Source organism: Paracnuella aquatica (assembly GCF_003332885.2).
Classification (GTDB): domain Bacteria; phylum Bacteroidota; class Bacteroidia; order Chitinophagales; family Chitinophagaceae; genus Flavisolibacter; species Flavisolibacter aquaticus.
The window spans coordinates 478,027-497,907 of record NZ_QOWJ01000001.1 but is presented as its reverse complement, the minus strand read 5'-3'; the positions used below and the strand labels follow the sequence as shown (position 1 = coordinate 497,907).

At 49.0% G+C, this 19,881-nt stretch carries 16 protein-coding genes; 6 read left to right on the top strand and 10 right to left on the bottom strand.

The window, feature by feature from the left end; all coding sequences use genetic code 11:
* Positions 1 to 48 precede the first annotated feature (48 nt).
* Positions 49 to 399 (bottom strand): YciI family protein, encoded by a 351-nt coding sequence (locus DRJ53_RS02200; RefSeq protein WP_114233934.1) that lies wholly within the window; start codon positions 397 to 399, stop codon positions 49 to 51.
* A 35-nt stretch (positions 400 to 434) separates the two neighbouring features.
* On the opposite strand from DRJ53_RS02200, the gene DRJ53_RS02195 reads away from it, so the two are divergent.
* Both DRJ53_RS02195 and DRJ53_RS02190 read left to right on the top strand, forming a co-directional pair.
* Positions 435 to 863, top strand: a complete 429-nt coding sequence (locus tag DRJ53_RS02195) for a GNAT family N-acetyltransferase (protein WP_114233933.1) — start codon at positions 435 to 437, stop codon at positions 861 to 863.
* 80 nt (positions 864 to 943) lie between these two features.
* Positions 944 to 2,419: a gluconokinase gene (locus tag DRJ53_RS02190; protein ID WP_114233932.1), complete on the top strand. Its 1,476-nt coding sequence runs from the start codon at positions 944 to 946 to the stop codon at positions 2,417 to 2,419.
* A 3-nt stretch (positions 2,420 to 2,422) separates the two neighbouring features.
* On the opposite strand, the gene pncB is transcribed toward DRJ53_RS02190, so the two are convergent.
* The 3 genes from pncB to dnaK form a co-directional block, all read right to left on the bottom strand.
* On the bottom strand, positions 2,423 to 3,601 hold the full coding sequence (gene pncB / locus DRJ53_RS02185) for a nicotinate phosphoribosyltransferase (RefSeq protein ID WP_114233931.1): 1,179 nt from the start codon (positions 3,599 to 3,601) through the stop codon (positions 2,423 to 2,425).
* Between the two features lie 125 nt (positions 3,602 to 3,726).
* Positions 3,727 to 3,999 (bottom strand): type II toxin-antitoxin system Phd/YefM family antitoxin, encoded by a 273-nt coding sequence (locus DRJ53_RS02180; protein ID WP_114233930.1) that lies wholly within the window; start codon positions 3,997 to 3,999, stop codon positions 3,727 to 3,729.
* Positions 4,000 to 4,104: 105 nt separating this feature from the next.
* Positions 4,105 to 6,012, bottom strand: coding sequence for a molecular chaperone DnaK (gene dnaK / locus DRJ53_RS02175; protein WP_114233929.1), 1,908 nt, complete (start codon positions 6,010 to 6,012; stop codon positions 4,105 to 4,107).
* A 199-nt stretch (positions 6,013 to 6,211) separates the two neighbouring features.
* Between dnaK and DRJ53_RS02170 the strand changes: the two genes are divergently transcribed.
* Positions 6,212 to 6,874, top strand: coding sequence for a DUF4403 family protein (locus DRJ53_RS02170; RefSeq protein ID WP_162303784.1), 663 nt, complete (start codon positions 6,212 to 6,214; stop codon positions 6,872 to 6,874).
* Between the two features lie 5 nt (positions 6,875 to 6,879).
* Here the strand turns inward: DRJ53_RS02170 and DRJ53_RS02165 are convergent, their stop codons facing one another.
* A complete protein-coding gene (locus DRJ53_RS02165) occupies positions 6,880 to 7,401 on the bottom strand; it encodes a GtrA family protein (protein WP_241558432.1) in 522 nt (173 codons plus the stop codon).
* 133 nt (positions 7,402 to 7,534) lie between these two features.
* Here DRJ53_RS02165 and argS point away from each other — a divergent pair, with 133 nt between their 5' ends.
* The gene (argS, locus tag DRJ53_RS02160; protein WP_114233926.1) at positions 7,535 to 9,310 is read left to right on the top strand and encodes an arginine--tRNA ligase; all 1,776 of its coding nucleotides are present in this window, start codon (positions 7,535 to 7,537) and stop codon (positions 9,308 to 9,310) included.
* Between the two features lie 629 nt (positions 9,311 to 9,939).
* Here the strand turns inward: argS and DRJ53_RS02155 are convergent.
* Positions 9,940 to 10,962 (bottom strand): tetratricopeptide repeat protein, encoded by a 1,023-nt coding sequence (locus DRJ53_RS02155; RefSeq protein WP_114233925.1) that lies wholly within the window; start codon positions 10,960 to 10,962, stop codon positions 9,940 to 9,942.
* 99 nt (positions 10,963 to 11,061) lie between these two features.
* Positions 11,062 to 13,041: a 1,4-alpha-glucan branching protein GlgB gene (glgB, locus tag DRJ53_RS02150; protein ID WP_175580728.1), complete on the bottom strand. Its 1,980-nt coding sequence runs from the start codon at positions 13,039 to 13,041 to the stop codon at positions 11,062 to 11,064.
* A 209-nt stretch (positions 13,042 to 13,250) separates the two neighbouring features.
* Between glgB and DRJ53_RS02145 the strand changes: the two genes are divergently transcribed.
* Both DRJ53_RS02145 and DRJ53_RS02140 read left to right on the top strand, forming a co-directional pair.
* Positions 13,251 to 15,995 (top strand): TonB-dependent receptor, encoded by a 2,745-nt coding sequence (locus DRJ53_RS02145; protein WP_114233924.1) that lies wholly within the window; start codon positions 13,251 to 13,253, stop codon positions 15,993 to 15,995.
* Positions 15,996 to 16,097: 102 nt separating this feature from the next.
* Positions 16,098 to 16,835, top strand: coding sequence for a GLPGLI family protein (locus DRJ53_RS02140; protein WP_123893303.1), 738 nt, complete (start codon positions 16,098 to 16,100; stop codon positions 16,833 to 16,835).
* Positions 16,836 to 16,897: 62 nt separating this feature from the next.
* Here the strand turns inward: DRJ53_RS02140 and DRJ53_RS02135 are convergent, their stop codons facing one another.
* The 3 genes from DRJ53_RS02135 to DRJ53_RS02125 form a co-directional block, all read right to left on the bottom strand.
* Positions 16,898 to 17,995 carry a glycoside hydrolase family 88/105 protein gene (locus tag DRJ53_RS02135; protein WP_241558431.1) on the bottom strand — a complete coding sequence of 366 codons (1,098 nt, stop codon included), beginning with the start codon at positions 17,993 to 17,995 and terminating at the stop codon, positions 16,898 to 16,900.
* Between the two features lie 83 nt (positions 17,996 to 18,078).
* Positions 18,079 to 18,864 (bottom strand): rhamnogalacturonan acetylesterase, encoded by a 786-nt coding sequence (locus DRJ53_RS02130; protein ID WP_114233921.1) that lies wholly within the window; start codon positions 18,862 to 18,864, stop codon positions 18,079 to 18,081.
* A gap of 26 nt (positions 18,865 to 18,890) precedes the next feature.
* A complete protein-coding gene (locus tag DRJ53_RS02125; RefSeq protein ID WP_114233920.1) occupies positions 18,891 to 19,841 on the bottom strand; it encodes a glycoside hydrolase family 43 protein in 951 nt (316 codons plus the stop codon).
* Positions 19,842 to 19,881: the final 40 nt, after the last annotated feature.

Genomic DNA, 19,881 nt, shown 5'->3' with positions numbered 1-19,881 from the left:
ATCTGGCTAACCCTCGAGTGCTACTTTTTGTATGGTAAAATAAGCGCCCTACCCTGCCAATGTCTGCCCGGGAATGCTGAAGAAATTAAATAACTCATAGCGTAAGTAACCACCCTGAATGTACGGGTCGGTAGCCATCAACATGGCGATGGCCTCGTGGTCGTTGGTGTTGAAAATGATGATGCCGCGCAGCTTTTGATGGGCAACCGGCCCATACACCGAAATATTCCCCTGCTGTTCCAGCGTAAACAAATGCGCCAGGTGGGCCACCTGCAACTGGTTGGCAACAGCTTCATCTTGGGGCATGGCTTTGGCAGCAAGCAGGTGCAGCAAAGTATAGGGTTTACCAGTGGCAACTTTTTGCATCACTGCCTCGGCCGATAAAGGTTGTTGGGTCATACCGTTTACTTTTGCACCAAAATAACACGGGTTGCATGGACCTCAAAATTATCCCGCATCTTTCTGAAGCGTACAACGAGATGTTGCAGCTCCGCATCAACGTTTTGTTGCAGCCCAGCGGCATTCCGTCCAGTTATATCCAGCCACATGCAGAAGCAACCGACATTCATCTTGGTGCTTTTGAAGGTGAAAAAATTATCGGCTGTTGCGTGCTCACCAACCGGGGAAACGGGCAGGTGCAATTGCGGCAAATGGCTGTGGATCCTACTTTCCAGGGTAAAGGATTAGGCGCTGCCATTGTGCAATTTGCGGAAACAGTGGCCCGCGACAAAGGATTTTATACGCTGTTTTTACATGCCCGCAACCCGGTGATGGCTTTTTACCAAAAAAGCGGCTACACTGTGGCCGGCGATGAGTTTTTCGAAGTGGGCATTGCACACCACCGGATGGAGAAGGTTTTATAGACCATTCCATTTGCTGCGCTTTTTTTAAAAAAAATGGTTGATAGAGCAAGCCTTTTACCGCTATCCACTATCTTTTGCACATGCAGCAGGTTTATATCATCGGCATCGACGTAGGCACGGGCAGTACCAAAGCAGTAGCGGTAGCAAAAAGCGGAGACGTGCTTGGTGACCACCAGGTTTTTTACCCGGAGAATGAAGGCCACTCGCTACAAAACCCGGTTGTAGTTTGGGATGCATTTGTTGCCTGTATCAATAAAGTGGTGGGCCAAATGGGCTACCCGCCGGACGCCATTGTTTTAAGCAGCGCGATGCACAGCATCATGGCGGTAAATAGCCAGGCTACCCCCCTTTCGCCGCTCATTACCTGGGCCGATCCAAGGGCTTCCGATATTGCATTGAACCTGTATGCACAGCCTTTAGGTAAAGAACTTTACGAAGCTTGCGGCACGCCTATTCATGCACTTTCGCCGTTGTGTAAAATTGTTTGGTGGCGGGAAAACGATACTGCCCTGTTCCAGTCTGCGCATAAGTTTATTGGCATTAAAGAATGGATCTGGCACCGGCTTTTTGGTTTTTTTGAAATCGACTTTTCGCTTGGGGCCGCCACTGGTATGATGGAGTTAGCATCGTTTGTCTGGCACAGCCCGGCATTGGAATTTGCAAGTTTAGATGCCGATCGACTGTCGCAATTGGTGCCCACTACTTTTCAGCGAAATGAGCTTACGCCACATGCAGCTTCGTTGCTCGATTTGCCAGCCAATGTGCCGTTTTACATTGGCGCTTCGGACGGGTGCCTCGCCAACCTGGGAACTGGTGCCTTGCAACAAGGCATCGGTGCTACCACCGTTGGCACCAGTGGCGCGGTGCGGGTGGCTGCAACTAAACCTTGCCCGCAGTGGCCCGAGCAATTGTTTAACTATTACCTCGACGAAGGCTGGTGGATTACCGGGGGTGCCATCAACAACGGCGGCGCTGCTATTTCGTGGGCTGCGGATTTGTTGTTCGCAAACGGGATTGATGACGTGCCATTTGATGCCTTAAGCCATATTGAACCCGGTGCGAAGGGCCTGATGTTTTTGCCCTACTTAATGGGCGAACGGGCACCCATTTGGGACAGTGCCAGCAGTGCAGCGTTTATTGGGCTGCAGCAACATCATAACAAACAACACTTAATCAAGGCAGTGCTGGAAGGCGTTTGCTTTGCCCTGCGGTCGGTGCTGGAGCCGCTGGAAAAAGCAACCGGGCTGGTGCACAAACTGCACCTGAGCGGCGGTTTTGCAAAATCGGAAACAGCCTTGCAACTGTTTGCCGATTGCACCGGCAAAGAAGTAGTCCGGTTGCAGACAGCCGATGCGTCGGCGATGGGTGCTGCTTATCTTGGTTTTAAGGCTTTGGGTTGGCTTACCGATTTTGACAAACTGCCACTACCGGTTGCGGATAGCCGCTTTTTGCCCGACGGACGCAGGCACCAGTTATACAACGGGCTTTTTTCCATTTACCAGGACCTGCACCCCTTGCTCCGCCAAACCATGCACCGGCTGCACCAGTTGGGGTAGTCCTTATTCTTTTATTTGCAGCACCGCTTTCACCAGGTTGATTGATTCGGCCGGGCCCGTGTATTTGCCCCGTTCGTCGGAAAGTTTAACTACCGGTGTCCACTCCTCGCCTTCCGGGCAGGCCTCGGTCATCTTCATCACGATGTTCATCGGCTGCAAACCCACGTCGTTGGTAAGGTTGGTGCCAATGCCAAACGACATGCCGATGCGGCCGCGACAGGCTTCGGTAATGCGGGCCACTTTTTCGTAATTCAGGCCGTCGGAGAAGATGATGGTCTTGGTGCGTGGGTCGATGCCGAGCTTTTGGTAATGCGCAATGGTTTGCTCCGCAAATGCCACCGGGTCGCCGCTGTCGTGGCGAACGCCGTCAAAAAGCTTCGCAAATTTTTTATCGAAAATCTCGAAGAATTCAGTTGTGGTAAACGTGTCGGAAAGCGCAATGCCCAAGTCGCCGCGAAACACTTCCACCCAATTTTCCAGCGCCATTGTGTTGGCCATTTTAGCGCCAAATTTTGCCGCATGGAACATAAACCATTCATGCGCATGGGTGCCGATGGGCTTTGTGTTATGCTTGTGTGCCAGGTGTACGTTCGATGTGCCCACAAAAGTGCTGCCGGCGTTGTTCATCATCGTTTCTACCACCAAATCCTGAACGGCATACGAATGCCTGCGGCGTGTGCCAAAATCAGCGATGGTCACGCCCAGTTCCCGGTATTGCGCCAGCTTGTTTTCCGCTGTTTGTACAACGGCTTCGTCGGAAGCTTTCACACTGTTGTTGAGCAGGTAAAAATTTTCGGAGATCAGGCACAGCAACGGCACTTCCCAAAGGATGGTGCGATACCAATAGCCTTCCACCGTCACCGATACGTCGCTGCCATTTTGTTCAATATGAACTTCCGATGGATCATACCGGTAACCTTCCAGGAAATCGAGGTACACGGGATCCAGGTACGGACAAGCTTTTTGCAAAAAAGCTTTCTCGGCGCGGCTTAATTGTAAGCCCGCCATCGCATTTACCGAAGCCTGCAAAGCCTCATCGAAACTCGCTGGCATTTGGTGCTTGCCGCGGTTGATGAAGGTATAACGGGCACGGGCACGTGGAAACAATTTTACCACGCCTTGCTGCATGGTGAACTTGTAAAAATCATTGTCGAGAATCGAAGGTAGTTGGGCGTGCTGCATGGTTAAATGTAATTGCAAATTTTAGGCTTACCCAAGATAAAATGTTCCTAACAGGGTACTAAATGGCAAAAGCCTACCAAGGTCGATAAATCATTTCTTTATTTGCATGGACAAAACAGCGCATTTTATTTCCACAGCTCATCAGGATTGATCGTTCTGACCCGGCCCTCCTTGACATCAAGGATGCTTTTTGCTAAGTGCATACGGTTAGCTTCGGTTGACATTAAATAGCCGGTTTCCATTATACTGATGTATTCTTTTAATGAAACTAAAACAACGTCCTTTCCCGCGCCACGACGAATAACCACCTCATGGTTTTGATCGCAAACAAGATCAAGTAAAGGATCAGGATCTTTACAAAACTTACCTATTGTAGTTTCGATTGTTTTTGTTTTCATATTGCAATTTAAATTTTTACTGGCCTATATAGCAAACAGCCCCGCATCACTGCAGGGCTGTTCTATCAAACTAAATTCTCTTAAATCTAATAAATCCTAGTTCTCCTACTTCACTTCCTCGTACTCAGCGTCGGTTACATTTTCTGCACCGCCACCACCGGGTTGTTGCTGTTGTCCTGCATCAGCACCGGGCTGTGCGCCACCAGCGTCCTGTGTTGCTTTGTACATATCTTCCGAAGCTGCGGTCCAAGCGGCATTCACGGCAGTTACTGCTGTATCGATGCGGCCCAGGTCCTGAGATTTGTGCGCTTCACGCAGGTCGTTCAATGCCGACTCGATGGGCGCTTTTTTATCAGCCGGAATTTTATCGCCGTATTCCTTCAGTTGTTTTTCGGTCTGGAAGATCAGCGAATCTGCCTGGTTTACTTTTTCCACTCTTTCTTTCTCGGCTTTGTCGGTAGCTTCATTTGCTTTCGCTTCGGCCTTCATTTTTTCGATCTCGTCTTTGGTCAAACCAGAGCCAGCTTCAATGCGGATCTTTTGTTCTTTACCAGTGCCTTTGTCTTTTGCTGTTACATGCAAAATACCGTTGGCATCAATATCGAAGATCACTTCTATCTGGGGTACACCACGCGGAGCCGGCGGAATGCCATCGAGGTTGAACATACCCAAGCTCTTGTTTTGCGTAGCCATGGGGCGCTCACCCTGCAGCACATGAATTTGCACACCGGGCTGGTTATCGGAAGCCGTAGAGAACGTTTCCGATTTGCGGGTAGGAATGGTTGTGTTCGACTCGATCAGGCGGGTCATTACACCACCCATTGTTTCGATACCCAGCGACAGCGGGGTCACGTCGAGGAGCAGCACGTCTTTCACCTCACCGGTCAAAACGGCACCCTGGATAGCAGCACCAATGGCTACGACCTCATCGGGGTTAACACCACGGTGCGGCTTTTTGCCAAAGAAGCGCTCTACAATTTCCTGCACTTTTGGAATGCGAGTAGAACCACCCACCAGGATCACTTCATCGATTTGCGATGTGCTGTATCCTGCATCTTTAAGTGCTTGTTCGCAAGGCTTCAGGCAACGCTCAAACAAGTTGTCGGCCAGGGCCTCAAATTTGGCGCGGGTCAGTTTTTTCACCAGGTGTTTGGGCACGCCATCCACTGCGGTGATATAAGGCAGGTTGATCTCTGTTTCGCTGGACGAAGACAGTTCCACCTTTGCTTTTTCAGACGCTTCTTTCAGGCGCTGCAGGGCCATCGGGTCTTTGCGCAGGTCCACGTTTTCTTCGCTGCGGAATTCCTCAGCCAGCCAGTCCATGATCACTTTATCAAAGTCATCACCACCAAGGTGGGTATCACCGTTAGTTGATTTTACTTCAAATACGCCATCGCCCAACTCGAGGATGGAAATATCGAATGTACCACCACCTAAGTCAAACACGGCAATATGGTGGTCTTTTCCGCCTTTATCCAGGCCATAGGCCAGGGCTGCAGCGGTAGGTTCGTTTACAATACGGCGCACATTGAGGCCGGCAATTTCACCGGCTTCTTTAGTAGCCTGGCGCTGGGCGTCGTTGAAATAAGCGGGCACGGTAATTACCGCGTCGGTTACTTCCTGGCCCAGGTAGTCTTCAGCCGTTTTTTTCATCTTTTGCAGCACCATCGCAGAAATTTCCTGCGGGGTGTACAGGCGGCCATCAATATCTATACGAACGGTATTATTATCGCCTTTGGCTACGTTATAGCTCCAGTGGCTTTTCTCTTCAGTGATCTCGTCGAAACGACGGCCCATAAAGCGCTTCACACTCATAATGGTGTTGTGCGGGTTGGTGATGGCCTGGCGCTTGGCGGGGTCGCCCACTTTGCGTTCGCCATTTTTCAAAAAAGCCACCACTGAAGGCGTTGTGCGACGGCCTTCATCGTTGGCAATCACCACCGGCTCGTTTCCCTCCATTACTGCCACGCAACTGTTGGTAGTACCTAAGTCAATACCGATTATTTTTCCCATTGGTTGAAAGTTTAAAGTTCACTCCTATTTATCAATGACCGTGCCGCCGGGAGAAATGTGCAATTTTGACAGTTTAGGGATAAATGGGTGAAAATGATGGCGTTGTTGGCATTAAACCGAACGGCCGTTTGTCAGTTTCGGCAGGCCCGATGGCAGAAAGCCCGGCCGGAGATTTGTTGCTATTAATAAAATGAACGGGATGGAACAGAACAAACCAATGGAAAAAGAAATGGAGATCAAACTGCGGCTTACGGCAGCGCCGGCCTTACAATTTAATAAGCCGGAAGGGCCTGCCAGCACCGGCGGCAGCGACGGATTTTACCTGCAGGCCACCGCTTCCCTGCCCTATTTGTTAATGAATAAAATATTCAAAGCAGCCATTGTGGGCAAACGCTTTGACCTTTCCGAAGGCCTCATCAGCACGCATATTATTATTGAAAAAGGAATGGTGGAAGCAGACAGTGCGGGCAACCTGCTGATACAGGCGCATTTTGGCGGGTCGTTTTACGGAAGCATTTATATAAAAGGAAAGCCGCAGTACGATGCGGTGTTGCAGGCCGTTCGCCTGGCCGATCTGACCTATGACATTCAATCAAGCAGTTTGCTGCTGCGGCTGGGCAAATCGCTTTTGGCCAATAAAATTGGTGAAGAGTTGATGACGCGGTCCGTTTTTCCGCTGCAGCCTTATTTTGAAAAAGCTACTGCGGCGATCAATTCATCATTGGAAAAACAATGGTCGCCCACCGTAAAGAGTACCGGGAAAGTGCAGGAAGTTTTCGTACAATCGGTCAGTGCAACTAAAGAAGCTTTGGTGGTGGAACTGGCTTGCACCGGAAATGTAGTAGTGGAAATAAACCTATAAAAAGCTCAGCTTTCGATCAGCACTTCGTCTTTGGCCAGCGTGATCTTTTTTGTTTTAAAAGAAAAATGCCGCTGTGACAGGTAGCTGAACAGGACCACAAACACGGTGGTCAAAATCATGGAAGGTGTGGGATACCAGCCAAAGCCTTCTACAAATAATTTAAGCAGTACATAATTGAGCACGATGCAACCCAACGCCACGATGAAGTAGCGGATAAACTGCACCCGGCGCCGCAGGTAAGAGCCTGCAAACACCACGTACATGCTCATGTAAAAGCCCAACACAAACGTGACGGGGAACGCCAGCAAAAATGCTGCAATGTGCGGTGAAATAGCAATGGGCCCCAAATGCAACACCGACTTATCGAGCACAAAATTGTAAATAACGAAATACAGGAAAATGTTCAGCGTGGTATTGCCACCGCCGCAGGCCGCATAGCGGTACGTTTGCAATGGCATGATGCGCCGGAAAATGGGATAGAAAAAATCTACCACGTCTAAAATAAGGGAACGTAAAAAATGGTGCATCCTGCGCATCGGTTTGCGAAGGTAATTGCTAAAAATAAAAGCGGCAGCAGTTTTTCGTTAAGGGTGCCCAAATTCTTGCCGCCTGCCGCTGGCCTCATTTTCCTTAATTTGCGCCGCAAAGAAAAGAACGAGCATGACCATAGTAAGCAGGATCAAAGAAGCAACCGCGGCCGCCATCGAAGCCAGTTTTGGACACAAAGTGTCTGCCTCCGATGTATTGGTAAACGAAACCAAACCAGAATTTGAGGGCGATTATACCGTGGTGCTTTTTGCTTATGTAAAAATATTAAAAGCGGCGCCGGATGCACTGGGCCAAACGCTGGGTCAGTACCTGGTTGCACAAAACCCGGAATTGTTTACGGGCTTCAACGTCATCAAAGGTTTTTTAAACCTTTCGGTTTCCGACCAAGTTTTTCTTGATCATTTAGGTGGCCAGTATGCCACTATGCCAAACTTGGCTTCCGGCAAGGGCGAGAAAATAATGGTGGAATATTCATCGCCTAATACCAACAAACCGCTGCACCTCGGCCACCTGCGCAATATATTTTTGGGTTGGAGCATCGCCGAAATTTCGAAAGTACTGGGCAACGAGGTGATGAAAACCTGTATCGTCAATGACCGCGGCATCCACATCTGCAAAAGCATGATTGCCTGGGAACAGTTTGCCAACGGCGCCACACCGGAAAGCACCGGCGCTAAAGGCGACCATTTTGTGGGCGACTACTATGTAAAATTTTCCGACGCATTAAAAGCGCAAACCAAGGAACTGGAAGCTACCGGCTTGCCGAAAGACGAAGCCGAACGCAAGTCGCCGCTGATGCAGCAAACGCAGCAAATGCTGGTGGATTGGGAAGCTGGCAAACCCGAAGTGATGGAACTGTGGCAGCGCATGAACAGCTGGGTGTACGCCGGTTTTGACGAAACATACAAACGCATCGGTGCTGATTTTGACAAGGTTTATTACGAAAGCCAGACCTACCTCCTGGGCCGCCAGTTTGTAGAACAGGGTTTGGAGTCCGGAGTTTTTTACCGCAAGGATGATGGTAGTGTTTGGATCGACCTGACCTCGGAAGGGCTGGATGAAAAACTGGTGCTGCGCAAAGACGGCACTTCGGTATACATCACGCAGGACATGGGCCTGGCGCAGCAGAAGTACGACGAGTTTGCATACGACCAAAGCATTTATGTGATTGCCGACGAGCAGAATTATCACATGAAAGTGTTGCAGCTGATCTTGAAAAAGATGGGCAAGCCATACGCCGATGGTATTTTTCACCTGAGCTACGGCATGGTGGAGCTGCCTTCGGGCCGCATGAAAAGCCGCGAAGGCACCGTGGTAGATGCCGACGACCTGGTGGCCGAAATGGTGGCAATTGCCGCAAGGCACACGCAGGAAAGCGGCAAGGTGCAGGATTTTACAGAAGCGGAGCTGGCCGAACTCTATGATACCATCGGATTGGGCGCACTGAAGTTTTTCCTGCTGCGCGTTGATCCAAAAAAGAAAATGATCTTCAACCCCGAAGAGTCGATTGATTTTCATGGCTTCACGGGTCCGTTTATCCAATACACGCATGCACGGATCAAGTCCATTCTGCGCCGGCAGCCGATCGATGAAAGCGCACAAGTAACGTTCAATGGACTGGAAAAACTGGAAAAGAACCTGCTGGTTCTGCTGGAGCAATATCCAAGCGTTGTAGCCCAGGCTGCAGCCGAACACAATCCATCGGTGATTGCGATCTATGCATTCAACGTGGCCAAAACCTATAACACTTTTTACACCGAATATTCGGTGCTCAATGCGGAAAGCGACGAGAAAAAGCAATTGCGTTTGCGCTTGTGCCAGCTAACCGCCAATACGATTAAATCGGCCATGGGATTGCTGGGTATTAGGGTGCCGGAAAGGATGTAACGCTTTTCCAATAGCGGTAAGATTTAATGCTTTAATATTGAAAGGTTCCATCTTTTTAAAAGATGGAACCTTTTTTATGTAGTCAGCTTTTGTAAGCCTATTAAGCTGCTGTTGCGTCGCACACTTGCACGTTCTGTTTTTCTGATGTCCTATCCTATGCTCCTTTAGTAAACGATTGCCCCTCATTAGCTGTCATGCCGAACTTGTTTCGGCATCTCCTTGTGCTCTTGTAAACTCCGCGAGGTGTAGGAGATGCCGAAACAAGTTCGGCATGACAAACACTGATTGTAATAAGTGTCATACACCACGCCTGAAATTGTACTCTTTCCTCACTAATCACGCTTTTTGCTTGTCATCCTGAGCGCAGCGAAGGATCTGAGCCTGCTTCATCACCACTTTCAAAGAAGAAGTAAACCTCTGTCAGCATTATATTTTGCAACTATTACACGCAGATCTTCGCTGCGCTCAGCATGACAAATGGCAAATGCTTGCAATAGAATGAACAGCCCAAAACTTGGAAACAAAAAGCCACAAGGAATAAATTCCTTGTGACTTTTTATAAATAAAAAGTGTTTTATAAAATGTCGGAACAACGGTAAAGTAAAATTGATCAAATAAAAATGATCGTCTTAAAACGGCGCCTCCATTTTCTTGCGTTTGCTCGCAAGGCTCGGGTCCATTTCAATGGCTTTATCACAAAGGGCCTGTCCTTTGCCTTTCTCCCCTTTCTTTTGGTAGCTCATGCCAATCATATACAGCGCCGATGCATTGGTTTTATCCATGCCCAGCAGCTGGTCCCAATAGCCAATGGCTTCGTCGTATTTTTTCGCATCATAACAAGCCTCGGCCACCGTGTTGATTAACGCCACATCACTCGGGCGACGCTGCAGTGACTCTTTCATAATCTTCAGGCCGTCATCAAACTGCTTGTTATTGAGGTAGGCAATGGCCAGGTTTTCAAGGTATTCATTGTCACGCTTATAGCCTTTTTCTGCGGCCATCAACAGGTATTTCAGGCTGTTCTTGTCATCGTGGTTGGCGTAGTACATCAGGCCAATCTCGTACATCATGCGGTTGTTAGCAGGGTCCAGCGCCAATGCTTTTTCAAAATAAGGCATCGCCTGTTTAAAGTTACTCATGTCGCTGTATGCACGGGCAATGAGGTAAGGCGCCTCCGCATTGGCTGCATCTTCCTTCATGGCTTCGTTCAGGAACTTTATGGCTTCGCCATAGTTCTCACTGTCGTAATGCGCCTTGCCGATGATGTACGAAACCTTTTGCGCAGCGTCGTATTTTTTTACGAAGCCTGCATATTTAATCGCATCATCAAACTGGCGCATGTTGAAGGAAAGATCCATAAGGCTTTTGTACAGGCCAGCATTGGCCACACCCATGCTTTCCAGTTCCTGGTATTTAAGGCGGGCTTGCGGATAACGGCGGAGGGCCATCAACGCATCGGCCATTTCGCGTGTAATGGCAGTGTCTTTTTTATTGTAGCCGTAAGCTTTTTCCAAAGCCTTAAAGCTTTCCATGGTGCGGCCCTTGGCCTTTTCTTCGGTAGCTTTTTGGAGGTAAACAGCAGCGCTGTCGGATTGTGCACCGGCAGCTACAGCAGCGCCGGCCAGCGCCACGGAGAACAGGATCTTCAACATAGGATATTGCGTTTTTGGAAGCCCAAATTTAATGCGTAAAACTAATTTTTGATACAAACAGGGACCGGGCTTACCAGCGTTTTAACAGCAATAAGTGTTTTACCTGAGGATGATGCCGGCCAGCGGCGGCAAATGCACCTTCATGCGGTAGCGGTCTTCATCCTCATCCAGCAGCTCTGTTTGTATGTCGGTATTGTAAACGTTGCCCGAGCCCCAATATTTTGCAGCGTCGGAGTTAAATAACTCCTCTTTGTAAGTATGGCCGGTTAGTTCAATGGGCCAGTTCCACCGCACTTCCGGCTTCAGGTTCAGCACAATCAGGAGGTCATCTTCGGGCAAGAGGCCTTTGCGACGGTACACCAGCACACAATCGCTGCGGTGGTTCAGGTCAATCCATTCAAAACCTTGCACATTGAATTGGTTCTGGTACAACGCAGGTTGTGCACGCAATACGGCGTTTAAATCGGCTACGCATTGCCGCAGCCCTTCATGCGATGCATATTTCAAAAGGTGCCATTGCAACTCGCTTTTGTAATTCCATTCACTGGTTTGGCCAAACTCGTTGCCCATAAACAGCAACCTTCCGCCGGGGTGTGTCCACATATAAGTGTACAGGGCCCGCAGGTTGGCAAATTTTTGCCAGTCGTCGCCCGGCATTTTAAATATCATCGGGCTTTTGCCATGCACCACTTCGTCGTGACTGAGCGGCAGCATAAAATTTTCGTCGAAGAAATACATCATCGAGAACGAAAACTTGTTCTGGTGGTGTTCGCGGTGGTAAGGGTGGAACTTGAAATAATCTAGTGTATCATGCATCCAGCCCATCATCCATTTCATGCCAAAACCAAGGCCGCCGGTAAAAGTAGGCTGCGATACGCCGGGCCAGTCGGTGGCTTCCTCGGCAATGGTTTGCACGTCGGGAAAATCGCGGTAAATCGTTTCATTAAGGTCTTTAATAAACGCAATGGCTTCAAGGTTGCCGTTACCGCCATATTCGTTTGGCTCCCACTGGCCATGGCTGCGGCTGTAATCCAGCTTCAACATACTTGATACGGCATCTACACGCATGCCATCAATGTGAAACAGGTCGAACCAAAACCGTGCATTGGAAATTAAAAACGATTTAACCTCTCCCCTTTTATAATTGAAGATGTAAGAATTCCAATCCGGGTGAAAGCCCTTGCGCATATCGGCGTACTCATAGGTATGTGTCCCATCGAACATGTACAAGCCATGTGCATCGGCAGGGAAATGCGAGGGCACCCAATCGAGAATAACGCCAATGCCCGCCTGGTGAAAGCTGTCTATGAGGTGCATCAAACCTTCGGGTTGGCCAAAGCGGGATGTGGGTGCAAAGTAGCCGGTGAGCTGGTAACCCCAGCTGCCATCGAACGGGTATTCCATCACGGGCATAAACTCCACATGGGTATAGCCCATTTCTTTTACATATGGCACCAGCCGGTCGGCCAGGTAATGGTAATCGTTGTACGATTCTTCGTTGCCGGCATCGGGGCGCATCCAGCTGGCCAGATGCACCTCATAAACACTCCACGGCGCATCCAGTGCGTTGTGTTTTTTACGGTTGTCCATCCATTCGGCATCACGCCATTCATAATCAAACTCCCAGGTGATGGTGGCCGTATTGGGGCGCAGTTCCCAATAATTGGCAAGCGGGTCGCCTTTTTGGGTAATGCGGCCCTGGTAGCCGATGATGTGGTATTTGTACAATTCACCTTTAGGCACACCCGGAATAAAACCTTCCCAAATACCGCTTTTATCCCAGCGCGGATGGAGCAGGTGTGCCGCCGGGTTCCATTCGTTGAAGTTGCCGATCACCGAAACCTCGGTGGCATTGGGCGCCCACACGCAAAAGTAGTAACCTTCCTTTTCCAGCACCGTCAGGCGTTTGGAGCCAAACTTTTTATACAACTGGTAGTTGGTACCTGCCTGGAAGGTCTGCACATCATCGTCGTACAGCAGCGAGTAGTTCCAAACCGGAAGTGCGGTGTTCACAAAATTCTGGTCTTCAAAGCGCCCTGCATTTGTGCCGCCCGGTGCTGCTGCTTTATTGCCCGTCATGGTTGTTGTATTTGGTAATCGTACAAAAGGTGTATAAAAATCCCGGCCAGCATCAACCTATTTCAAACCATACGCCGGGGCCCATTCCGGGGAAGGTAAAACCACTTATGGAAATTAACAATTCCTGCATCTTATAATCCTTTTATTTGTTTTAATAAGCTTCCAAAACCAATAGCCGGCACACCATCGGCACCAACGAAACCTGCACAATGAGTAAATACCTGCTGCTCTTTTTTTGCATGGCTGTCATAGGTACAGCCAATGCCCAAACCTCTATTCGCGGTACTGTTCGCGACACCATCGAAAACAAACCGCTTCGCAACGCAGTGGTGGCCCTGGTTGGCACCGACAGCGTTTTGCACCAATTTACCCGAACGGGTAGCGATGGCGCTTTTGCCATCCGCAACGCAAAGCCCGGTGCTTACAAAATCCTTGTTTCATTTCCCCGCTTCGCCGATTTCGTGGAAGACGTTACCGTGAAAGAAGGCGGTGCAGTGGAAATGGGAACGATTGCGCTAACGCTAAAAAGCAAACTGCTCCAGGAGGTGGTGGTGCGCAGTGCCGGCGCCATTCGCATTAAAGGCGATACCACTGAATTTGTAGCCGACTCGTTTGTGGTAAGGGAAGGCGCAACCGTGGAAGAACTACTGAAAAAGCTACCGGGTTTCCAGGTAAACAGCAAAGGCGAAATAACGGCGCAAGGCCAGCGGGTACAAAAGGTGCTGGTGGATGGCGAGGAGTTTTTTGGCAATGATCCCACCATGGCTACGCAAAATATTGCAGCCAAAGCGGTGGACAAGGTGCAGGTATTTGACAATAAAACTGAACAACAGCAAATCACCGGCATGACCTCGGGCTCCGAAGGAAAAACGGTAAACATCAAGCTGAAAGAAGACAGCAAGAAAGGCGCATTTGGCAAAGCCGAACTGGGCTCCAATTTTAACCGCCTGCACGATGCAAAGCTGCTGTACAACCGGTTTGTGGGCAAAAAGAAATTTTCTGCATTCGGTACCCGAAGCAATACTTCAACCGGTAGCCTGGGCTGGCAAGACCGGCAACGACTGGGTATTGAAAACGACTATGAATACGACGAAATCAGCGGCTTTTACTACTCGTTTGGCGAAAGCGGCGAATTTGACAACTGGAACCTGCGCGGCTTGCCCACAGCTTATACTGCCGGTGCATTGTTCATTAATAAATGGAACGAGGACAGGCATGCAGTAAACGGGTCGTACCTGTTTAACCAACTGGCCACCGTGAACAGGGCTTCTACCCTTGCGCAAACCATTTTACCCGATACCTCGTTTTTTACCAATCAATACACCAACTCAGATGTAATGGTGCGGCAGCACACGGCAAACTTTAAATACGAGTGGAAACTCGATTCCTTGCGGTCGATCAAGTTTGTGTCCGGAGCATCGCTTAAAACGAACATATCTGACAACGTAACCTACAGTGAATCGCTTTCGGAGGAGCGTGCACCGGTGAACCAAAGCGACCGCACCAACCTGACCGATGCCACGCGGCAGCAAATGTCGAACGTGCTTACCTACAACCAAAAGTTCAAGAAAAAAGATCGGCTACTCATGGCCGTTTTACGCCATGGTTTTGTTGGCGACGATCACACCAATTATTTAAAAGCCACCAACCGGTTTTACAAAAGCGGGCTGCTTGATGAAGTAGAAACCATCGACCAGCAAAAAACCAACGTGGGCAACAGCACCACGCTGGGCGGCAAGGTTACTTATAAGGAGCCCATTACCGAACACCTTTCGGTGATTGCTGATTATGGCTACAACCTGAATACCGCGAACAGCCGGTTTAATACGTACGACAAAAGCACCAACGGCAAATACGAAAACCTGAACCCGCTGTTTTCCAACAATTTTGAAATGGATGTGCAATCACACAGCGGCAGCCTTATTGCGCGGTACATGTCCAAGAAAATGAATATTTCTGTAGGTTCCGGAATTTCCAACACAACGCTGGACCTGCTGAACCTGGACAACCGTGATAAGCGTTTGTATCATTTCCTGAACTTTACGCCACAAGCTGCGTTCCGCTATTCGCCAAAAGCACAGTCCACCCTGTCTTTCAACTACCGCGGTAACACACGGCAGCCATCGCTCAACCAATTGCAGCCATTGCGCAACAACAGCGATCCCCTAAACGTGTTTGTTGGCAATCCCGACCTGAAAGTTGGTTTTAACCACAACATCAGCGGCTTTTACAACTCTTACAAAATGCTGAAGCAACGCGGCATCTGGGCAAATGTGGGCGTGAACTTTATGCAAAATGCGATCACCAACCGGGTAACTGTCGATGATAAAGGTCGCAGCCTGATACAGCCGGTGAATATCTCGGGCAACCACAACTATTATTACTATTTGGAATGGAATTTAGGCGAAGGTGAAAAGCGTTGGATCTACTCGCTACGCACCAACGGTAACGGTGGCCGCAACAACAACTTTGTAAATGGATTTACCAACCGCACCGATTATCGAAATGTAATCGGCGGCTTTGGATTGCGCTACCAGGCAACCGATAAATACATGATCTACCTATCGCCGGAAGTTGGCTACAACTGGAGTAATAACTCGCTCCGCCCCGATCAGAAAGTAAACTATTACACTTATGGTGGCAATATTGATGGTATGCTGATGTTGCCAGGTAAACTGGAACTGCGGTCCGAATGCAATTTCGACCTGCGGCAAAAGCTGGACGGCTTTGCCCAAAACACCAATATCATTTACTGGAACGCATCGTTGGCCCGCTCGTTTTTTAAAGACAAAAAAGCAAAGATCATTTTGCAGGCAAACGATATACTGGACCAGAACCGCGGCTTTCAGCGCACCATCAACAGCTACGCCATTACCGACCAGCGCTACGACCGAGTGGCACGCTACGTGATGCTGAAACTGGAGTACACGTTAAATAAAACACCCGGCAATTAAACCGGATGGTGAAGCAGCGTCGTAAAAATTTATCCCAGATCATTTCAAGCCGTGGAAGTGTATGCCACAATATTTCAATCGGTTTATAAAAATTTAAACGCAATGAAAACGATCACTCTCTTTGCATTCATCATTATATCTCTTGCTACAAAAGCACAGCAACCTTTTTTCCAAACTGTAAAAGTGGAGTATGAAAAAACAACTTATGTGCACCAACTCATTAAAGAAATTGACCCTGAGTGGTTTGAATGGACCAAGGATAAAACAGAGCCCATACAACTCCGGTATTTTGACCTGATAGCAGATTCGGGGCAGTCCTTGTTTCGGCCCGGACGTGAAGTGAATAAAACCCGCCGCGGTGCTTTCGACCTTGCCGATACCAAGAACACCGTGTACACCAATTTCAGCAGTGGCTTAAGCACCAGTCAGAAGCCAGTTTTTGAAGAAACATTTATTGTGGAAGACAGCCTGAGCCGCATTCAATGGAAGTTAACAGCCGATACGCGAACCATTGCCGGTTTTGAGTGCCGCAAGGCAATTGGTATCATGAATGATACGATCGGCGTGTTTGCATTTTATGCCGACGAATTGATGATGCCCGCCGGCCCTGAAAGTGTGCATGGCCTACCAGGTTTAATCCTTGGCTTGAGCATTCCACGCCTGCATACTACCTGGTTTGCTACAAAAGTGGAAGTGAATGGTGTGAATATGAGCCAGGTGAAAGCCCCGGCAGGCAAAGGAAAAAAAGTAACCAAGGCAACATTGCAGCAACAATTACAAAGGGTGTTGAAAAACTGGGGAAAGGAAGGCGAAAAGATGGTGATTAATTTTATTATTTAGCTTCCATTGCAATTGTATTGAGCCGGATGCAGCTAATGCATTCGGCTTTTTTTGTTTACAAACTACTGCATCCGGTAAACTTCGGAACCTGCCAGCAAAAAACAACCCAGTCCATAGTCTTCGAAATCCGGCATGGAGCTCGCCGTTACGGGCTGACCGTCTTTTGGTTCCTTGCCGGTGCCCTGCACCCAGCCCAAAAATCCATTCGAGTGAAGCGAATGTTGCAGCATGCCATTCCATGCTTTGGCAATGACGGGTTGGCAAATGCGGGCCGGCAAAATACCCTTGTTTACGCCCCAGGCAAAACCATAGGTGAACAGCGCAGTGCCGGTCGTTTCCTTGCCGCCAAAATGCGTTGGATCATGCAGGCTTACATTCCAAAATCCATCGGGCCGTTGCAGCATGATGAGTGCAGCGCACATCGTTTTGTAATCGTCCAGGTATTCGTTGTAATGCGGGTCAGTCTTGGGCAACACCTCTAAAGTGCGCACCAATGCGGCAACCACCCAGCCATTACCGCGGCTCCAATAACAATCGGCGCCATTCGGTTCTTTGTAAGGCGGCACAAAATCCTTATCGCGCCACCAAAGTCCGTCCCGCTTATTAAACAGCCCGTTACCGCCTTCGCGGTATTTGGTATGGGCATACAAGTCGTACATTTTTCGGAAGTAAGCGGTGTCGTTATATAAAACGCCGAGCCGTACAAACACCGGCATGGCCATTTGCAATGCGTCGATCCAGTTCCAATCGTCTTTTTTTTCGCTGGCTACCATTGCATCGATACTGGCTTTGATGTCGCGGATGCGTTCGGGTTGTGCATCCATCGCATACAGGTCGAGGTAAGTTTGGCCGCAGCACTGGTCGTCGGCATTGCGGGTGCTTGGGCCGCTGCGCAAGCTCCAACGGTGTTTTTCACCCCATTGCAAAGCGTAGTCGGTGTATTCCTTTTGTGCATCGATGGCGTTCAGTGCCATCAACCCTTCGTAATAAACGGCGCGGGTCCAAATATTGGACGGCCGTTCTTTATTGGTAATGATGCTTTTGCCGGCGTCGGGCCATTTCTTCATAAAATAGGCATTGGCCCTGCGCATGGCGTCCAAAGTTTCCTTTTTGGGTGGCAGCTTTTGCGCCTGCATTTCTACAGCTGAAATAGCTAGCAATAGGACAAAGCATATTTTGGCCAAAAATCGTCTTGATAACAGCATAAGTAGACAATATTATTTTGGTAAACCAACAGCCATGCTCACCTGCTTTTTAAAAACTGGTGTAAACCGGAAGGCTTTTGCTGCCTGATGGCGTCAGCCAGGATTTTAGCATTCATCATGGCACCTTCGCGAAGTGTATGCGTAAGGTCCGGCGCAAATAATTTCACCACATTATCGCTACCGATACCCTCGTAGCGTTCAGCAACCAGGTCGTTTAGGTCAATGAATGGAACACCTTCCGCTTTCGCCACTTGTTCCGCCCACAGCGACCAAGTGCTGTCCGATCGTTCAATCCGCCCGTTCTGCCACCTGTTGCGTGGAATTTGTGCACAAACAATTGGATGGGCACCTTTGCTTTTTGCATCCGCAACGAACTTACTGAGGTAGTGCCCGAATGTGTACACCACTTCATTTTTTTTAGTGATCGGGTTCCATATTTCCTTCGACTCCGCGCCAATTCCACGCAACACACCTCTTGCCCTGGCAGTGTCGTCAATCGGCCCCGCATCATTGTGACCAAACTGCATCAGCACATAATCGCCCTGTTGCAAAGTGGCAATTATTTTATCCCAACGGCCTTCAGTTTGAAAAGTGCGGCTGCTGCGGCCACCGATTGCATGATTTTGTATCTCGATTTTTGTTGTATCAAAATGCAGGTGCACAAACGAACCCCAACCCCATTGGTTGTTGCTGCCGGTGCCGTCGCCATTGCGCACCGTTGAGTCGCCGATGATATAGAGCACCGGCTTTTTTGGTGCAACAGCAAAAGCGGTCACAACTACAGCCAACAACAAACAGGCATACGCCAGCAATTGTTTTTTCATATTGGTTTATCAAAAGTGTTTAACAATCATTTTTTCTTTTTTCTAAAAGCTTTTTGCATGCGGGCAAACTCGGCTGCAGAAATAGTCAACACAGTACCATGCCGCATACCCTTCGGCATTTGCAAACGGTCCGAGACATCGGTCCAGTTTCGCAAGTCGGACGACGTTACAGCGCCGTATTTATGGTCCCGGTATTTATCAAAATACACTACCCACTGCCCGCCGATCTGCACGGCAGATGGACCTTCGGCCCAGTACTTTCCGTGTATGGGCTCTGACGGTATTGTAAAGGGACCGGTAATTTCGGAAGCAAACGAAACCCGGAGGTTTTTTTCTTCCGGAGCCCGTGTCTCATTTTTTAAAAATAACACGTAACCATCGCCGTTAGGCACAATGGACAGGTCGATAATGTTGAAGCCCGGATCCCACAAAAGCTTTGTTGGCTCCAGCGTTTTAAAATCTTTGGTAGTCGTGTAATACATGCGGTGGTTGTACTTACTTTCAGCTGCCGTATCGTTTTGCGGGAAACGGCCATCAATGGTGGTTGCCCAATAAATATAATACTGCCCGCTACGTGCATCATAAGTCAGCTCAGGTGCCCAACTGTTGCGTGCACCGGGCTCATGCTCCATCACCGGCAGGTATTGCTGGCGGCTCCAGTTTACCAGGTCGGTAGAGCGGGCATATCCAATGCCCCGCTCATTCCAGCTAACCGTCCACACCATATGAAATGCCCCATCACCACCACGAATGATGCACGGGTCACGCATCAATTTATCCACCCCCACAGCAGGCTTCAGCACAACGCTGTCGTTGAACATCGCCTTCCATTTAAAGCCATCTTTACTATACGCATAGTGCAGTCCGTCGCCGTTGCCTTTAAAATAACTAAACAGGAAAACGCTATCGTCGTTCTGCGCAGCCGCACTGAAATTTATGGCTGCTAAAAAGAAAAAAACAAAAGCAAATGATCTCATTCGTATGATTTAGAATTTACGATGTTTTTTGTTTTGCAAA